This is a genomic window from Pseudomonas sp. AC463, assembly GCF_979253585.1.
Genome location: NZ_CEEDDZ010000003.1, coordinates 292,274 through 308,295 on the forward strand (window position 1 = coordinate 292,274; position 16,022 = coordinate 308,295).

15 protein-coding genes are annotated in these 16,022 nt (G+C 60.7%); 10 read left to right on the forward strand and 5 right to left on the reverse strand.

Going from position 1 to position 16,022, the window contains the following annotated elements:
- Positions 1 to 90 precede the first annotated feature (90 nt).
- The 8 genes from AC0IYH_RS05420 (at position 91) to AC0IYH_RS05455 (ending at position 7,529) form a co-directional block, all read left to right on the forward strand.
- A complete protein-coding gene (locus AC0IYH_RS05420; protein ID WP_116629809.1) occupies positions 91 to 3,012 on the forward strand; it encodes a monovalent cation/H+ antiporter subunit A in 2,922 nt (973 codons plus the stop codon).
- Positions 3,012 to 3,356 (forward strand): Na+/H+ antiporter subunit C, encoded by a 345-nt coding sequence (locus AC0IYH_RS05425; protein ID WP_005789164.1) that lies wholly within the window; start codon positions 3,012 to 3,014, stop codon positions 3,354 to 3,356. Before AC0IYH_RS05420 ends, AC0IYH_RS05425 begins: the two co-directional genes overlap by 1 nt.
- Positions 3,353 to 5,035 (forward strand): monovalent cation/H+ antiporter subunit D, encoded by a 1,683-nt coding sequence (locus tag AC0IYH_RS05430; RefSeq protein WP_471833178.1) that lies wholly within the window; start codon positions 3,353 to 3,355, stop codon positions 5,033 to 5,035. Before AC0IYH_RS05425 ends, AC0IYH_RS05430 begins: the two co-directional genes overlap by 4 nt.
- On the forward strand, positions 5,032 to 5,520 hold the full coding sequence (locus tag AC0IYH_RS05435) for a Na+/H+ antiporter subunit E (protein ID WP_116629811.1): 489 nt from the start codon (positions 5,032 to 5,034) through the stop codon (positions 5,518 to 5,520). The genes AC0IYH_RS05430 and AC0IYH_RS05435 overlap by 4 nt, the downstream gene beginning before the upstream one ends.
- Entirely contained in the window at positions 5,517 to 5,795 is a 279-nt protein-coding gene (locus AC0IYH_RS05440; RefSeq protein WP_003211751.1) for a K+/H+ antiporter subunit F, read from the forward strand. Before AC0IYH_RS05435 ends, AC0IYH_RS05440 begins: the two co-directional genes overlap by 4 nt.
- A complete protein-coding gene (locus AC0IYH_RS05445) occupies positions 5,792 to 6,130 on the forward strand; it encodes a Na+/H+ antiporter subunit G (protein ID WP_471833180.1) in 339 nt (112 codons plus the stop codon). The genes AC0IYH_RS05440 and AC0IYH_RS05445 overlap by 4 nt, the downstream gene beginning before the upstream one ends.
- 93 nt (positions 6,131 to 6,223) lie before the next feature.
- The gene (locus tag AC0IYH_RS05450; RefSeq protein ID WP_471833182.1) at positions 6,224 to 6,742 is read left to right on the forward strand and encodes a dihydrofolate reductase; all 519 of its coding nucleotides are present in this window, start codon (positions 6,224 to 6,226) and stop codon (positions 6,740 to 6,742) included.
- 451 nt (positions 6,743 to 7,193) lie between these two features.
- Complete coding sequence (locus AC0IYH_RS05455) at positions 7,194 to 7,529, forward strand: DUF6124 family protein (protein WP_471833184.1); 336 nt, start codon at positions 7,194 to 7,196, stop codon at positions 7,527 to 7,529.
- Positions 7,530 to 7,600: 71 nt separating this feature from the next.
- On the opposite strand, the gene AC0IYH_RS05460 is transcribed toward AC0IYH_RS05455, so the two are convergent.
- The 3 genes from AC0IYH_RS05460 to AC0IYH_RS05470 all read right to left on the reverse strand — a co-directional run bounded on the left by AC0IYH_RS05460 (position 7,601) and on the right by AC0IYH_RS05470 (position 11,665).
- On the reverse strand, positions 7,601 to 7,981 hold the full coding sequence (locus AC0IYH_RS05460) for a hypothetical protein (RefSeq protein ID WP_471833185.1): 381 nt from the start codon (positions 7,979 to 7,981) through the stop codon (positions 7,601 to 7,603).
- A 579-nt stretch (positions 7,982 to 8,560) separates the two neighbouring features.
- Positions 8,561 to 9,943: a cysteine--tRNA ligase gene (gene cysS, locus AC0IYH_RS05465; protein WP_471833186.1), complete on the reverse strand. Its 1,383-nt coding sequence runs from the start codon at positions 9,941 to 9,943 to the stop codon at positions 8,561 to 8,563.
- Between the two features lie 21 nt (positions 9,944 to 9,964).
- Positions 9,965 to 11,665 (reverse strand): glutamine--tRNA ligase/YqeY domain fusion protein, encoded by a 1,701-nt coding sequence (locus tag AC0IYH_RS05470; RefSeq protein ID WP_471833187.1) that lies wholly within the window; start codon positions 11,663 to 11,665, stop codon positions 9,965 to 9,967.
- A gap of 248 nt (positions 11,666 to 11,913) precedes the next feature.
- Between AC0IYH_RS05470 and AC0IYH_RS05475 the strand changes: the two genes are divergently transcribed.
- The gene (locus AC0IYH_RS05475; RefSeq protein WP_116629864.1) at positions 11,914 to 12,417 is read left to right on the forward strand and encodes a peptidylprolyl isomerase; all 504 of its coding nucleotides are present in this window, start codon (positions 11,914 to 11,916) and stop codon (positions 12,415 to 12,417) included.
- Positions 12,414 to 13,163, forward strand: coding sequence for a UDP-2,3-diacylglucosamine diphosphatase (gene lpxH / locus AC0IYH_RS05480; RefSeq protein ID WP_116629817.1), 750 nt, complete (start codon positions 12,414 to 12,416; stop codon positions 13,161 to 13,163). Before AC0IYH_RS05475 ends, lpxH begins: the two co-directional genes overlap by 4 nt.
- Positions 13,164 to 13,293: 130 nt before the next feature.
- On the opposite strand, the gene AC0IYH_RS05485 is transcribed toward lpxH, so the two are convergent.
- Entirely contained in the window at positions 13,294 to 14,823 is a 1,530-nt protein-coding gene (locus AC0IYH_RS05485) for a DHA2 family efflux MFS transporter permease subunit (RefSeq protein WP_116629818.1), read from the reverse strand.
- On the reverse strand, positions 14,823 to 16,022 hold the full coding sequence (locus AC0IYH_RS05490) for an HlyD/EmrA/EmrK family protein (RefSeq protein WP_116629819.1): 1,200 nt from the start codon (positions 16,020 to 16,022) through the stop codon (positions 14,823 to 14,825). The genes AC0IYH_RS05485 and AC0IYH_RS05490 overlap by 1 nt, the downstream gene beginning before the upstream one ends.

Consider the following 16,022-nt stretch of genomic DNA (forward strand, 5'->3'; position numbering starts at 1 on the left):
TACTTTGTAGGATCCTGCCACATCTTGCCGTTTGGTGATCGAGAAAGCGGCACGTATGATGCATCCCAAACTCCCGCAGATTAGAAGCCTATGTCCCTGATAGTTCTACTGCTTCTGCCGTTCATTGGCAGCTGTCTGGCGGCCTTGCTGCCGCACAATGCACGTAACACCGAATCCCTGTTGGCCGGCCTTGTGGCCCTGGTCGGCACCCTTCAAGTCGCCTTGCTCTACCCCCAGATCGCCCACGGTGGCGTGATTCGCGAAGAATTCATGTGGTTGCCCAGCCTCGGGCTGAACTTCGTGTTGCGCATGGACGGGTTTGCCTGGCTGTTCTCGATGCTGGTGCTGGGCATCGGCACGCTGGTGGCGCTGTATGCGCGCTATTACATGTCGCCGGACGACCCGGTGCCGCGCTTCTTCGCATTTTTCCTGGCCTTCATGGGCGCCATGCTCGGGCTGGTGATCTCCGGCAACCTGGTCCAGATCGTGTTCTTCTGGGAACTGACCAGCCTGTTCTCGTTCCTGCTGATCGGTTACTGGCACCACCGCGCCGATGCCCGACGCGGCGCGTATATGGCGTTGATGGTCACCGGCGCGGGCGGCCTGTGCCTGCTGGCGGGCGTGATGCTGCTAGGGCATATCGTCGGCAGCTACGACCTGGACCTGGTGCTGGCGGCGGGCGAGCAGATCCGCGCGCATGCGCTGTACCCGGTCATGCTCGCGTTGGTGCTGATCGGCGCCTTGAGCAAAAGCGCGCAGTTCCCGTTCCACTTCTGGCTGCCCCACGCGATGGCCGCGCCCACGCCGGTGTCGGCGTACCTGCACTCGGCAACGATGGTGAAGGCCGGCGTGTTCCTGCTGGCCCGCCTGTGGCCGTCGCTGTCGGGCAGCGAAGAATGGTTCTGGATCGTCGGCGGTGCCGGCGCCCTCACCCTCCTCCTCGGCGCTTACTGCGCCATGTTCCAGAATGACCTCAAGGGCCTGCTGGCCTACTCCACCATCAGCCACCTCGGGCTGATCACCTTGTTGCTGGGCCTCAATAGCCCGCTGGCCGCCGTCGCGGCGGTGTTCCACATTCTCAACCACGCCACGTTCAAGGCTTCGCTGTTCATGGCGGCGGGCATCATCGACCACGAAAGCGGCACGCGGGATATCCGCAAGCTAAGCGGTCTGGTGCGCCTGATCCCGTTTACCGCGACCCTGGCGATGGTGGCCAGTGCGTCAATGGCGGGCGTGCCGTTGCTCAACGGTTTCCTGTCCAAGGAAATGTTCTTCGCCGAAACCGTGTTTATCTCGGCGACCAAGTGGGTGGAAATCGCCCTGCCGGTAATCGCCACTGTCGCCGGTACATTCAGCGTGGCCTACGCGCTGCGCTTTACCGTCGATGTGTTCTTCGGCCCGCCGGCGAAAGACCTGCCCCATACCCCTCACGAACCGCCGCGCTGGATGCGCGCGCCGGTGGAACTGCTGGTATTCACCTGCCTGCTGGTCGGCATCTTTCCGGCCCAGGTGGTCGGCTCGATCCTCGCCGCCGCCGCCCTGCCGGTGGTCGGCGGCGTGCTGCCGGAGTACAGCCTGGCGATCTGGCACGGCTGGAACGCGCCGATGATCATGAGCCTGGTGGCCATGTCCGGCGGCGTGGTGCTGTACCTGGTGCTGCGCAAGCAACTCAAGCTCGGCCGCTTCAAGTACCCGCCACTGATCGGCTACTTCAACGGCAAGCGCGGTTTCGAGCGCTGCCTGGTGGTGATGATGCGCGGCGTGCGCAAGATCGAAAAACGCATCAGCACCAAACGCCTGCAGACCCAGCTGTTCCTGCTGGTGCTGGCGGCGGTGATCGCGGGCTTGATCCCGATGCTCAACAGCGGCCTCAGTTGGGGCGACCGCCCGAAAATCCCGGGTTCCATCGTGTTCGTCACCCTGTGGCTGCTGGCGATTGCCTGTGCCCTCGGCGCCGCCTGGCAAGCCAAGTACCACCGGCTGGCGGCCCTGACCATGGTCAGCGTGTGCGGCTTGATGACCTGCGTCACCTTTGTATGGTTCTCGGCGCCGGACCTGGCGCTGACCCAACTGGTGGTCGAAGTGGTCACCACTGTGCTGATCCTGCTCGGCCTGCGCTGGCTGCCACGGCGGATCGAAGAAGTCTCGCCACTCCCGAGCTCGCTGCGCAAGGCGCGCATTCGTCGCCTGCGTGACTTCCTGTTGTCCACCGTGGTGGGCGGCGGCATGGCGTTGCTGTCCTATGCGATGCTGACGCGCCAGACACCCAACGATATCTCCTCGTTCTACTTGAGCCGCGCCCTGCCCGAAGGCGGCGGCAGCAATGTGGTGAACGTGATGCTGGTGGACTTCCGTGGCTTCGACACCCTCGGCGAAATCACCGTGCTCGGCGCCGTGGCGCTGACCGTGTACGCGCTGCTGCGGCGCTTCCGCCCGTCCAAGGAAAGCATGCAACTGCCTGCCCAACAGCGCCAACTGGCGCCCGACGTGGCGACCGACCTGGTCAACCCGCGCCAGGCCAGCGACACCGCCCTGGGCTTCATGATGGTGCCGGCGGTGCTGGTGCGCCTGCTGCTGCCGATTGCGTTGGTGGTGTCGTTCTACCTGTTCATGCGCGGCCACAACCAGCCGGGCGGCGGTTTCGTCGCGGGGCTGGTGATGTCGGTGGCGTTTATCCTGCAATACATGGTCGCCGGTACGCAGTGGGTCGAGGCGCAAATGAGCCTGCGGCCGATGCGCTGGATGGGCTTCGGGTTGTTCTCGGCCACGCTGACCGGGCTCGGTGCGCTGTTTGCCGGGTACCCGTTCCTCACCACCCACACCTGGCATTTGAGCCTGCCGGTGCTGGGCGATATCCACGTGGCGAGCGCGTTGTTCTTCGACGTCGGCGTGTACGCCATGGTCGTCGGCTCGACCCTGCTGATGCTTACCGCCCTCGGTCACCAATCCGTACGCGCACATAAACCGAGCAACCAGGCCAAAGTGGTTGCCGCAACGGAAGGAGCCGCCTGATGGAAGAAGTCATCGCAATTGCCATTGGGGTCCTGGCGGCCTCCGGCGTCTGGTTGGTCCTGCGACCACGGACATTCCAGGTGGTGATGGGCCTGTGCCTGCTGTCGTATGGGGTCAACCTGTTCATTTTCAGCATGGGCAGCCTGTTTATCGGCAAGGAGCCGATCATCAAGGACGGCGTGCCGCAAGACCTGCTCAACTACACCGACCCGCTGCCCCAGGCGCTGGTGCTCACGGCCATCGTCATCAGCTTCGCCATGACCGCCTTGTTCCTGGTGGTGCTGCTGGCCTCGCGGGGCCTGACCGGCACTGACCATGTGGACGGCCGGGAGCCCAAGGAATGACGTGGATGAATCAACTGATCGTCGCGCCGATCCTGCTGCCGCTGCTGACCGCCGCACTGATGCTGATGCTCGGCGAAAAACGCCGCCCGCTGAAAGCAAAAATCAACCTGTTCTCCAGCGTCGTCGGCCTGGGCATCGCCATCCTGCTGTTGTACTGGACGCAAAAAGGCGGCCCCGGCTCGATCGGCGTGTACCTGCCGGGCAACTGGCAGGTACCGTTCGGCATCGTGCTGGTGGTGGACCAACTGTCGGCGTTGATGCTGGTGCTCACCGGGATCATCGGCGTCAGTGCGCTGCTGTTCGCCATGGCCCGCTGGGACCGCGCGGGCACCAGTTTCCATGCGCTGTTCCAGATCCAGATGATGGGCCTTTACGGCGCGTTTCTCACCGCCGACCTGTTCAACCTGTTCGTGTTCTTCGAGGTGCTGCTGGCGGCTTCCTATGGCTTGATGCTGCACGGCTCGGGCCGTGCGCGGGTGTCGGCGGGGCTGCATTACATCGCGATCAACCTGCTGGCGTCGTCGTTGTTCCTGATTGGTGCGGCGATGGTCTATGGCGTCACCGGCACGCTGAATTTCGCCGACCTGGCGCTGAAAATCCCGCTGGTGCCCGAGGCTGATCGTGGCCTGCTGCATGCCGGTGCGGCGATCCTCGCGGTGGCGTTCCTGGCCAAGGCCGGCATGTGGCCGCTGAACTTCTGGCTGGCGCCTGCCTATTCCTCGGCGAGTGCGCCGGTGGCGGCGATGTTTGCGATCATGACCAAGGTCGGCGTGTACACCGTACTGCGCTTGTGGACCTTGCTGTTCTCCGGCCAGGCCGGCGCCTCGGCGCTGTTCGGCGGTGACTGGCTGGTGTACGGCGGCATGGCCACCATCCTCTGCGCCGGGCTGGCGATGCTGGCGGCGCAGCGGCTGGAGCGCATGGCGAGCCTGAGCATCCTGGTCTCGGCCGGGATCCTGCTGTCAGCGGTGGGTTTCGCTCAGCCGAGCCTGACCGCTGGCGCGCTGTTCTATCTGGTCAGCTCCACGCTGGCGTTGAGTGCATTGTTCCTGCTGGCCGAACTGATCGAGCGTTCGCGCTCGGCCAATGACCTGCCGCTGGATGAGGAAATCGATGCACTGCCCAAAGCCATGGAATCCCTGCACCCGCGCCCCGGCGTGAACCTGGATGATGAGCAGCAGGCCGTGGTCGGCCAGGTGATCCCCTGGACCATGGCGTTCCTGGGCTTGAGCTTTGTCGCCTGCGCGCTGCTGATTATCGGCATGCCGCCGCTGTCCGGGTTTATCGGCAAGCTCAGCCTGTTGAGTGCGCTGGTCAATCCGCTGGGCCTGGGTGTGAGTGTCGACGAACCGATCCGCCCGGCGGCCTGGGGCCTGGTGGCGCTGTTGATCCTGTCCGGCCTGGCCTCGCTGATCGCTTTTGCGCGCCTGGGCATCCAGCGCTTCTGGACCCCGGAGGAACGTCCTTCGCCGCTGCTGCGTCGCTATGAATGCATACCGATCTTCTTCCTGCTCGGCCTCAGTATCCTGCTGACCTTCAAGGCGGAGCCGCTGATGCGCTACACCCAGGCCACCGCCGTGAGCCTGAACAACCCGGAGAGCTACGTGATGGCCGTGATGGCCACGCGCCCGGTGCCCAGCCCTGAAGCCAAGACCGCCGCGCTGGAGGTGCAACCATGAAGCGCCTGTTACCTGCCCCGTGGTTGTCCCTGGCGTTGTGGGTGTTGTGGCTGGTGCTGAACCTGTCGGTCAGCCCCGGCAACCTGTTGCTCGGTGCGTTGCTGGGCTTTCTCGCGCCGCTGCTGATGGCGCCGCTGCGCCCGCTGCCGATTCGCATCCGCCGCCCCGGAGTGATCATCCGCCTGTTTTTCCTGGTGGGCCGCGATGTGATTGTCTCCAACCTGCAAGTGGCCTGGGGCGTGCTCACCTGTGGCTCGCGGCCGCCGCGCTCGGGCTTTATCAAGATCCCCCTGGACCTGCGCGACGCCAACGGCCTGGCGGCGCTGTCGATGATCACCACCGTGGTGCCCGGCACCATCTGGTCGGAACTGGCGCTGGACCGCAGCATCCTGCTGCTGCACGTGTTCGACCTGGAGGATGAAGCGGCGTTTATCGAGCACTTCAAAAGCGCCTACGAGCGCCCCCTGATGGAGATCTTCGAATGAGCGCCCTGCTCTCCAATGCGATCCTGTTCAGCCTGTTCCTGTTCTCCCTGGCCATGGTGCTGACCCTGGTGCGCCTGTTCAAGGGCCCGTCGGCCCAGGACCGGGTGCTGGCGCTGGACTACCTGTACATCCTGGCAATGCTGATGATGCTGGTACTGGGCATTCGGTATGCCAGTGACACCTACTTCGAGGCGGCGCTGCTGATTGCGCTGTTCGGCTTCGTCGGCTCGTTTGCCCTGGCCAAATTCCTGCTGCGTGGGGAGGTGATTGAATGATGCCGTTATGGATGGAAATCGTCGTCGCAGTGCTGCTGGTGTTGAGCAGCGTATTTGCCTTGATTGGCGCAATCGGCATGCTGCGCATGAAGGACTTCTTCCAGCGCATGCACCCGCCGGCGCTCGCCTCGACGCTGGGCGCGTGGTGTGTGGCGTTAGCGTCGATCATCTACTTTTCGGTGCTCAAGTCCGGGCCGGTGTTGCACGGCTGGTTGATTCCGATTTTGCTCTCGATCACGGTGCCGGTGACCACCTTGCTGCTGGCACGCACGGCGTTGTTCCGCAAGCGTATGGCGGGTGATGATGTGCCGGCCGAGGTCAGCAGCCGCCGCTGATAGCTCAGCAACCTATTACAAGATCGGTGCGGCACAAAACCAATGTATCTGAAGTCTTCTTCGACGTGATACAGCTCGCTGAAGGAACAGACCATGAGCCCACCCATCGCCTTAGTCGCAGGCATAGGGACCCATAATCGCTCCATTGGCAAAGCCGGTGGACTGTTACGAATGGTTCCGGATGACCTGCGCCGATTTGCCGCCAAGACTATCGGCAAGCCCGTCATCATGGGGCGAAAAACTTTCGAGTCGGTCATTGCGCTCAGCGGACGGCCGTTGTCGGATCGACCCAATATCGTGCTGTCCAGAAATCCCGAGTATGAGCACAAGCAAGCTATCGTCTGCCAGTCTTTAGCAGCAGCACTTGAACGCGCCGCCCTCTACAACCCCGACGAAATCCACATCGGTGGCGGCCCGGAGCTGTATGACCAGGTGATCCATAGGGTGGACAGGCTGTACCTGACCCTGTTCAACGATGATCACGAAGGTGAAGCCAGGTTTCCGAGTTTTGAGGACGAATTCGTTGAGGTATGCCGCCATGGCGTCCGACAGCACCAGGGGCTTGAGTATGAATGGGTGGATTACGTCAGGCGTAGATCAGCGACGGACTGAAGCGGGCACGGTGAAAAATGTGGGAGCTGACTTGCCTGCGATAGCGGTGTATCAGTCAGTATTTTTGGTGACTGGGACTTCGCAATCGCAGGCAAGCCAACTCCCACATTTGGATTGGGGGCTCCACCGGATCGGCCGCACGTCGGCACAAACGATCGCAGAAATTTCCGACAGCCTTTTAGGGTTGCCCCTCAGAAGATGGCTGCCTAATCTTCGGCGGTCGCTGCAAATTCAGCGACCGGGTTTCGCAGCCCGGTTAAACTCTAGACGCACAGCGTCCACCACAAGATAGCGGGCGCTTTTTTATGCCTAATGTTATGGCGGCTGTGCGCGGGATACCTTCGGGTATGCCGGGTGCCTAGAGTCCCGGTCTGCGAACCTGCGTACAGCTGCCACCCGGGTATCGTTTCGCAGCGATGGGTGGTGGCTCCAATACTCTAGGAGCTTTGCCATGATTAAAGACAGTCCGAATCCGCCGCTCGAATCAACCTCGTTTCATAAGTCTGCTCATCGAGCGATTAAACATTATTTGAATACCCCTCAAAGTCCAGAGCCGAACACCGAAGGAAGTTGTCTCTTTGCCGTGCGTAAAGGGTTGGAAATCGAGACCCTACTTATCAACGTATCGGAAGATCTCACATCGATTCAGGCCCTAGCGAGCCACTTGGCTTTTGAGGTTGACGGAGCGCCACGTAGTGTTGCACTTGGCATATGCCGAATATTGGAGGGTACTCAATTGTTGATGAACGACGCAGTCATCCAATGCGAGGCATCAGTTAGAGAGTAGAACTCGAAAAGGGACAGTTCTATGGTTTCAAATAGATCTGTCCCGTTTTGAGTTTTACAAAAAGTTAAGCATCAATCTGAAAGACTGACTGTAATGTGTCTTAAGTCATTACAAGCAACGTAACCTTTTCCGTTACCGGAAACTCTGAGGGTTCCAAAAACCAGAATATAAGAACCCGCAAACTCCTCTAAGTCATCCACATCAAATCGTTCATGTAAACCATCGACAATTGCAGTGTCTGCAACAACACTTAAGTTTTCTCGCCCACCACTATTCAGCCAAAGGCTATTTTCTTGCCCATATCGAGCATCAGATAGCATCCCCCAATAGCCACGATACTCGCCGACATGGCCTCTATTGGCTTCATTAAACCTTACAAAAAAATCCCTCACGCGAAACTGCCCTTCTGGCAGGCCTATTATCTGATCTGAATTTCGAAATTGCTCAGACATCATCAAGTTTCTCAGGAGGGTACTTAGCCGCCTGTGCATTACAGGGCTTCGTCTTCCACTTCCCGGGACAAAACGGCCGCCTCGACCATTTGGATCAATAGGATTGTCAGGGGTTGGGTGAACGATTTCTTGAGCCCCGTAGCCGAAATCAATTTCTATGCGCTCACCAGGATTAATCTGTTCTTCCTGATCATTCCCCGGATTCCCTCGCCTTCTACCTTCTGCAGCCGCAAACTCGCATCCTGGTATGTGAGGTCGTGCACCAAAGCATGCAGCCTGTCCACTTCGAGATTCCTTCCTAAAAAAAGCTGGGGCGCCACATTGAACACAAACCAATAGGCGCCGAAACCCCTCAATTCGAGAATCACCAAGCTGTTCAAAATTATGTGCCGTATACGTATTCCCATCAGCTATGCATCTTGCAACATCCATATCTATGACTCTCCTATTGACTTACACCGATAATGTCATAGAGCCATTATTCGTCAACCCCATCTAGGTCAAACATACTATTCGCACGCAAAAAAAACGCCCCAAACCAGTCGGGGCGTTTTTCATTCTGCGTACAGAAACCAACCGTCAGTCAGCCAACCGCCACGTTGTCCCACCCTTGCCGTCTTCCAACACCACACCCATCGCGGTCAGTTGGTCGCGGATACGGTCGGACTCCGCCCAGTCTTTGCCAGCACGCGCAGCCAGACGCGCCTGGATCAGCGCATCTACCTCAGCCGCATCCACGCGCCCTTCGGCGCCGGCTTGCAGGAAGTCATCGACTTCCATCTGCAACACGCCCAGCACGCTGGCCAGTTCTTTCAAGCGTGCAGCAAGCCCGGCCGCTGCGTCGAGATCGCTCTCACGCAGGCGGTTGATCTCGCGCACCATTTCGAACAGCACGGCGCAGGCTTCGGGGGTGCCGAAGTCGTCGTTCATCACTTCGGTAAAGCGCGCAACAAATGCCTCGCCGCCGGCCGGAGCCACGGCTGGCAGGCCTTTCAACGCGTGGTAGAAACGCTCCAGGGCGCCCTTGGCGTCCTTGAGGTTGTCTTCCGAGTAGTTGATGGCGCTGCGGTAGTGGCTGGACACCAGCAGGTAACGCACGACTTCCGGGTGGTATTTTTCCAGCACGTCGCGAATGGTGAAGAAGTTGTTCAAGGACTTGGACATCTTCTCGCCATTGATGCGGATCATGCCGCAGTGCATCCAGGCGTTGGCGTAGGTCTTGCCGGTGGCGGCTTCGCTTTGGGCGATTTCGTTTTCGTGGTGCGGGAACTCTAGGTCGCTGCCGCCGCCATGAATGTCGAAGGTCTCGCCCAGGCAGCAGGTGGACATCACCGAGCATTCGATGTGCCAGCCCGGACGGCCGGCGCCCCATGGCGACTCCCAGCTCGGCTCGCCGGGCTTGGTGGCTTTCCACAGCACGAAGTCGAGCGGGTCCTGCTTGGCTTCGTCGACTTCGATGCGTGCGCCGATGCGCAGGTCTTCGATTTTCTTGCGCGACAGTTTGCCGTAGCCCATGAACTTGGCGACGCGGTAGTACACGTCGCCATTGCCCGGGGCGTAGGCGTAACCCTTGTCGATCAGGGTCTGGATCATCGCGTGCATGCCCGGGATATGGTCCGTGGCACGTGGCTCCATGTCCGGCTTGAGGATGTTGAGGCGCGCCTCGTCCTCATGCATTGCGCCGATCATGCGCTCGGTCAGCGCGTCGAACGACTCGCCGTTTTCGTTGGCGCGGTTGATGATCTTGTCGTCGATGTCGGTGATGTTGCGCACATAGGTCAAGTCATAGCCGCTAAAACGCAACCAGCGGGTCACCAGGTCGAAGGCAACCATGCTGCGGCCGTGGCCGATGTGGCAGTAGTCGTACACGGTCATGCCGCACACGTACATGCGCACCTTGTTGCCATCCAGCGGCTTGAAGACTTCTTTGGTCTTGCTGAGCGTGTTGTAGATCGTTAGCACGATGAATCCCTTAAGACTAAATCACTGGCCCCACGAATCACGCAAGGTCACGGTACGGTTGAACACCGGCTGACCAGGTTTGGAGTCCTTGATATCCGCGCAGAAGTAACCTTCGCGCTCGAACTGGAAACGGTCTTCCGGCTGTGCGTCGCCAAGCGATGGCTCGGCACGACAACCCGTGAGAACTTGCAGGGAGTCTGGGTTGATGTTGTCGAGGAAGCTCGCGCTGTCTTCGGCCTTCTCAGGGTTCGGCGAACGGAACAGGCGGTCGTACAAGCGCACTTCGCACTCGATGCTGGCCGCGGCCGGCACCCAGTGGATCACGCCTTTGACCTTGCGGCCTTCAGGGTTCTTGCCGAGGGTTTCCGGGTCGTAGGAGCAACGCAGTTCGACGATGTTGCCGTCGGCGTCCTTGATCGCTTCGTCGGCGCGGATCACGTAGCTGCCGCGCAGGCGCACTTCGCCGTTCGGCTCCAGGCGCTTGTAGCCTTTTGGCGGCTCTTCCATGAAGTCGTCGCGGTCGATGTAGATTTCACGCGCGAACGGCAGCTTGCGCACGCCGAGGGCTTCGTTCTGCGGATGACGCGGCAACTCGAGGTTGTCGACCTTGTCTTGCGGATAATTGGTGATCACGACTTTCAACGGACGCAGCACACACATGGCGCGCGGCGCGTTGGCGTCGAGGTCCTGGCGGATGCTGAATTCGAGCATGCCGAAGTCGACCACGCCGTCCGAACGGTTGGTGCCAACCATGTCGCAGAAGTTACGGATCGACGCCGGGGTGTAGCCACGACGGCGAAAGCCCGACAGCGTCGACATGCGCGGGTCATCCCAGCCGTGCACGTGTTTTTCATCGACCAGCTGCTTGAGCTTGCGCTTGCTGGTGATGGTGTAGTTCAGGTTCAGGCGGCTGAACTCGTACTGACGCGGGTGCGCGGGTACCGGCAGGCTGTCGAGGAACCATTCGTACAGCGGGCGATGGCTTTCGAACTCCAGGGTGCAGATGGAGTGGGTGATGCCTTCGATGGCATCCGACTGACCGTGGGTGAAGTCGTAGTTGGGGTAGATGCACCACTTGTCGCCGGTCTGGTGGTGATGGGCGTGGCGGATGCGGTACATGATCGGGTCGCGCAGGTTCATGTTCGGCGAGGCCATGTCGATCTTGGCGCGCAGCACGCGGGCCCCGTCCGCGAACTCACCGGCGCGCATGCGGTTGAACCAGTCGAGGTTCTCTTCCACCGAACGGTCGCGGAACGGGCTGTTCTTGCCCGGTTCGGTCAGGGTGCCACGGTATTCCTTGGCCTGTTCCGGGCTGAGGTCGTCGACGTAGGCCTTGCCGGCCTTGATCAGCTCGACGGCCCAGTCGAACAACTGGTCGAAATACTTGGACGCGTAGCGCACTTCACCGGACCATTCGAAGCCCAGCCACTTGATGTCGCTTTCGATGGCGTCGATGTATTCCTGGTCTTCCTTGGCCGGGTTGGTGTCGTCGAAACGCAGGTGCGTGACGCCACCGAACTCCTGGGCCAGGCCGAAGTTCACACAGATCGACTTGGCGTGACCGATGTGCAGGTAGCCGTTGGGCTCTGGCGGGAAGCGGGTGACGATCTGCGTGTGCTTGCCCGAATCCAGGTCCGCCTGGATGATCGGGCGCAGGAAATTGACCGGGACGGCAGGTCCGGCCTTGGAATTCGAGGTAGGGTCGACAGTGGGCTTGCTCATAGGATCCTTGAACAGACAGGTTCGTGGCCGGGTGGGGCCAGATAAAACAAAGGCGATATCATAGCCGATGCTGTCAAGCAGCTGACAGAGCGGGGTTAAAAACTGCTGCTTTAATTACCCAAGCGGTAAAAAACCACCTCGAAATTCCTGTCGGGCACGCTAAACTGCGCGCCTTGGCCGCAGTTTGGCCAAACAGGTAAGGCGCCCAGGCGCTCAAACCCACGAATTCCCTGAAAAGAGTAATGACCATGACTCAAGTCAAACTGACCACCAACTTCGGTGACATCGTTATCGAGCTGAACGCCGAGAAAGCGCCGATCACCGTCGCCAACTTCATCGAGTACGTGAACGCCGGCCACTACGAAAACACCGTTTTCCACCGTGTTATCGGCAACTTCATGGTCCAGGGCGGCGGTTTCGAGCCTGGCATGAAAGAAAAGAAAGACAAGCGCCCAAGCATCCAGAACGAAGCGGACAACGGCCTTTCCAACGACAAGTACACCGTCGCCATGGCCCGTACCATGGAGCCGCATTCGGCCTCCGCGCAGTTCTTCATCAACGTGGCCGACAACGCCTTCCTGAACCACAGCGGCAAGAACGTGCAGGGCTGGGGCTACGCCGTATTCGGTAAAGTCACCGAAGGCACCGACGTTGTCGACAAGATCAAAGCCGTCGCCACCACCTCCAAGGCTGGCCACCAGGATGTACCGGCAGACGACGTGATCGTCGAGAAAGCCGAGATCGTTGGGTGATATTGCTGATTTCAGATTTGCATCTGGAAGAGGAGCGCCCGGACATCACCCGGGCGTTTCTGGATCTGCTCCACGGCCGCGCCCGAGGCGCCCAGGCGTTGTACATTCTGGGGGACTTCTTCGAAGCCTGGATTGGCGACGATGGGATGACACCCTTCCAGCGTTCGATTTGCGCGGCCCTGCGTGAGTTGAGCGACAGTGGCACCGCGATTTTCATCATGCATGGCAACCGGGATTTCCTGATCGGCAAGGCATTCTGCAAAGCTGCAGGCGCTACCTTGCTCAAGGACCCGAGCGTCGTGCAATTGCACGGCGAGCCTGTGCTCTTGATGCACGGCGACAGCCTGTGCACCCGCGACCTCGGCTATATGAAGCTGCGGCGCATCCTGCGTAACCCGCTTGTGCTGTTTATTCTGCGCCACCTGCCATTGCGCACCCGCCACAAGCTGGCGCGCAAGCTGCGCAGTGAAAGCCGCGCGCAAACCCGCATGAAAGCCAACGACATTGTCGATGTAACGCCCGAGGAAGTGCCGCGGGTAATGCAGCAATTCGGCGTGCGCACCCTGGTCCACGGCCATACGCACCGCCCGGCGATCCACAAGCTGCAGATCGGCGACCAGGCCGCCAAGCGCATTGTGCTGGGGGATTGGGACAAGCAGGGCTGGGCCTTGCAGGTGGATGAGCAAGGGTTTCAGTTGGCGGCTTTTGAATTTGTGAACCCGCAGTTGGCGTTGCCTGGCGCCTGATCCCATGTGAACACAGATCAAAATGTGGGAGGGGGCTTGCCCCCGATAGCAGTGTGTCAGTCAAAAACAGGCTGACTGATTCACCGTCATCGGGGGCAAGCCCCCTCCCACAGTTGATTGAGTACAACCCTTAATGGCCTGAAGCCTCCGGCCCGGCCTTGGCGCCAAACGGCGGCTTGGCCAGCCAGACCAGCAACATCAAGCCCATGAACATCCACCCCAGCAACGTGAAGTAATCCACGGTGGACATCATGTACGCCTGGCTGGTGAGGATCTGGTCCAGCTGCGCGTAGGCCTTGTGCCCTGCCCCGCCCAGTGCCTGCAGCGCGTCGCGGGTGGCCGAGTCGTAGGTGGTCATGTTTTCGCTCATGTACGCATGGTGCTGGTCTGCCCGGCGAATCCAGATCCAGGTGGTCAGCGAGGCCGCGAAGCTGCCGCCCAGGGTCCGCAGGAAGGTCGCCAGGCCAGCGCCATCGGCGATCTGGTGTGGCGGCAGGTCGGACATCAGGATGCTCAGGGTCGGCATAAAGAACAGCGCCACGCCGATACCCATGAACAGCTGCACCAGGGCGATGTGCTGGAAGTCCACCTCATTGGTGAAGCCCGCGCGCATGAAGCAACTCAAGCCAATCGCCAGGAACGCCAGGCCCGCCAGCAGGCGCAGGTCGAATTTGTGCGCGTACTTGCCCACGAACGGCGACATCAATACCGGCAGAATCCCGATCGGCGCCACCGCCAGACCGGCCCAGGTGGCGGTGTAGCCCATCTGGGTTTGCAGCCATTGCGGCAGGATCAGGTTGATGCCGAAGAAACCCGCGTAACCCAGGATCAACACAATCGTGCCGATCCGGAAGTTGCGGTAGGCGAACAGCCGCAGGTTGACCACCGGGTGCTTGTCGGTCATTTCCCAGATGATGAACACCGCCAGGGCAATCACCGAAATCGCCGCGCCAACGATGATGAAGTTGGATTCGAACCAGTCCAGGTCGTTGCCCTTGTCGAGGATGATCTGCAAGGCGCCAACCCCCACGATCAGGCTCAGTAGCCCCACGTAGTCCATCGGCTGGTAACTGGTGACCACCGGGCGTTTCTTCAGTTGCGAACGCACCACCATCACCGCAAAGATGCCGATGGGCACGTTAATGAAGAAGATCCACGGCCAGCTGTAACTGTCGGTGATCCAGCCGCCGAGGATCGGCCCGGCAATCGGCGCCACCACCGTGACCATCGCCAATAACGCCAGGGCCATGCCACGCCTGGCGGGGGGATAGACTGCGATCAGCAAGGTCTGGGTCATCGGGTACAACGGCCCGGCGACCAGGCCTTGCAGCACCCGAAAGCCGATCAGTTCGGGCATCGAGGTGGAAATACCGCACAGGAACGAGGCCAGCACAAACAGTATGGTCGCCCACAGGAACAGCTTCACCTCGCCAAACCTGCGGCTCAGCCAACCGGTAAGCGGCAAGGCGATGGCGTTGCTCACCGCAAACGAGGTGATCACCCAGGTGCCCTGCTCCGAGCTCACGCCCAGGTTGCCGGAAATGGTCGGCAACGCCACGTTGGCGATGGTGGTGTCGAGCACCTGCATAAAGGTCGCCAGCGACAGGCCAATAGTGGCCATCAACAGGCTGGGTGGCGTGAAGGAGGCGTTATTGCTCATCAGCGTTGCACAGCCTTGGGAGCGGCGACGCTGTTGTCATGGATCAACTGGGTGATCATCGCGTCAGCCTCGGCCAATTGGCGGTCATACACGTTGGTGGTGAACGAGGCCTTTTGCGGCGCCTGTTGCGCCAGCACCGGGCCGCTCTGGTCGTGCAGGTCTACATTGACGACCGTGCTCAGGCCCACGCGCAGTGGATTTTTGGCCAGTTCATCGGCATTGATGTGGATACGCACCGGCACCCGCTGCACGATCTTGATCCAGTTACCGGTGGCGTTCTGCGCCGGCAGCAGGGCAAACGCGCTGCCGGTACCGGCGCCGAGGCTGTCGACGGTGCCGCTGTACTTCACGTCGCTGCCGTAGATGTCCGACTCGATGTCCACCGGCTGGCCGATGCGCATGTCGCGCAGTTGGGTTTCCTTGAAGTTGGCGTCGATCCATAACTGGTTCAGCGGGATCACGGCCATCAACGCCGTGCCCGGCTGCACGCGCTGGCCCAGTTGCACGGTGCGCTTGGCCACGTAGCCGGTGACCGGCGCGATCAAGGTGCTGCGCGCATTGGTCAGGTAGGCCTGGCGCAGTTGTGCGGCGGCGGCTTGCACGTCGGGGTGCGAGCTGATTACGGTGTCATCGACCAACGCGTTGGTGGTCTTGAGTTGCTGCTCAAGGTTGGTCAGCGCATTCTTGGCGGCGGTCAGGCTGTCACGGGCATGGGACAGTTCTTCCTGGGAAATCGCCCCGCCGGCAGCCAGGGTTTTACGGCGGTTGAAGTTGTCCTGGGCGGTCTGCACGTCGGCTTTCTGTGCATTGACCTGAGCCTTCATGCCATCGACGTTGCTGTACAGGCCGCGTACCTGGCGCACGGTGCGGGCCAGGTTGGCCTGGGCACTTTGCAGGCCGACGGCGGCATCGTTCGGATCGAAGTTGACCAGCACCTGGCCTTCGTGGACCAGGTCGCCATCGTCGGCGCCAATGCTGACCACGGTGCCGGTGACCAGCGGGGTGATTTCCACCACGTTGCCGTTCACATAGGCGTCGTCGGTGCTTTCATTGAAGCGCCCGTAGAGTTCGTGCCAGGCCCACACGCCGACTACGGCGAGGATGACGATCAGCGCGAGGCCGATCAGCATGACTTTGCGTTTGCGCGGGTTGGTGTCTTTGGGTTGTTCGGTTGCGTTGGTGTTTTCGGCAGTGGCCAT

Bases quoted from the DNA above. Each gene is read 5' to 3' on its own strand.
- AC0IYH_RS05460 (WP_471833185.1), bottom strand. From the start codon at position 7,981: ATGTCTGAGCAATTTCGAAATTCAGATCAGATAATAGGCCTGCCAGAA.
- AC0IYH_RS05420 (WP_116629809.1), top strand. From the start codon at position 91: ATGTCCCTGATAGTTCTACTGCTTCTGCCGTTCATTGGCAGCTGTCTG.
- AC0IYH_RS05475 (WP_116629864.1), top strand. From the start codon at position 11,914: ATGACTCAAGTCAAACTGACCACCAACTTCGGTGACATCGTTATCGAG.
- AC0IYH_RS05445 (WP_471833180.1), top strand. From the start codon at position 5,792: ATGATGCCGTTATGGATGGAAATCGTCGTCGCAGTGCTGCTGGTGTTG.
- AC0IYH_RS05485 (WP_116629818.1), bottom strand. From the start codon at position 14,823: ATGAGCAATAACGCCTCCTTCACGCCACCCAGCCTGTTGATGGCCACT.
- AC0IYH_RS05430 (WP_471833178.1), top strand. From the start codon at position 3,353: ATGACGTGGATGAATCAACTGATCGTCGCGCCGATCCTGCTGCCGCTG.
- AC0IYH_RS05490 (WP_116629819.1), bottom strand. From the start codon at position 16,022: ATGGCCACTGCCGAAAACACCAACGCAACCGAACAACCCAAAGACACC.
- AC0IYH_RS05425 (WP_005789164.1), top strand. From the start codon at position 3,012: ATGGAAGAAGTCATCGCAATTGCCATTGGGGTCCTGGCGGCCTCCGGC.
- AC0IYH_RS05455 (WP_471833184.1), top strand. From the start codon at position 7,194: ATGATTAAAGACAGTCCGAATCCGCCGCTCGAATCAACCTCGTTTCAT.
- AC0IYH_RS05440 (WP_003211751.1), top strand. From the start codon at position 5,517: ATGAGCGCCCTGCTCTCCAATGCGATCCTGTTCAGCCTGTTCCTGTTC.
- AC0IYH_RS05470 (WP_471833187.1), bottom strand. From the start codon at position 11,665: ATGAGCAAGCCCACTGTCGACCCTACCTCGAATTCCAAGGCCGGACCT.
- AC0IYH_RS05450 (WP_471833182.1), top strand. From the start codon at position 6,224: ATGAGCCCACCCATCGCCTTAGTCGCAGGCATAGGGACCCATAATCGC.
- AC0IYH_RS05435 (WP_116629811.1), top strand. From the start codon at position 5,032: ATGAAGCGCCTGTTACCTGCCCCGTGGTTGTCCCTGGCGTTGTGGGTG.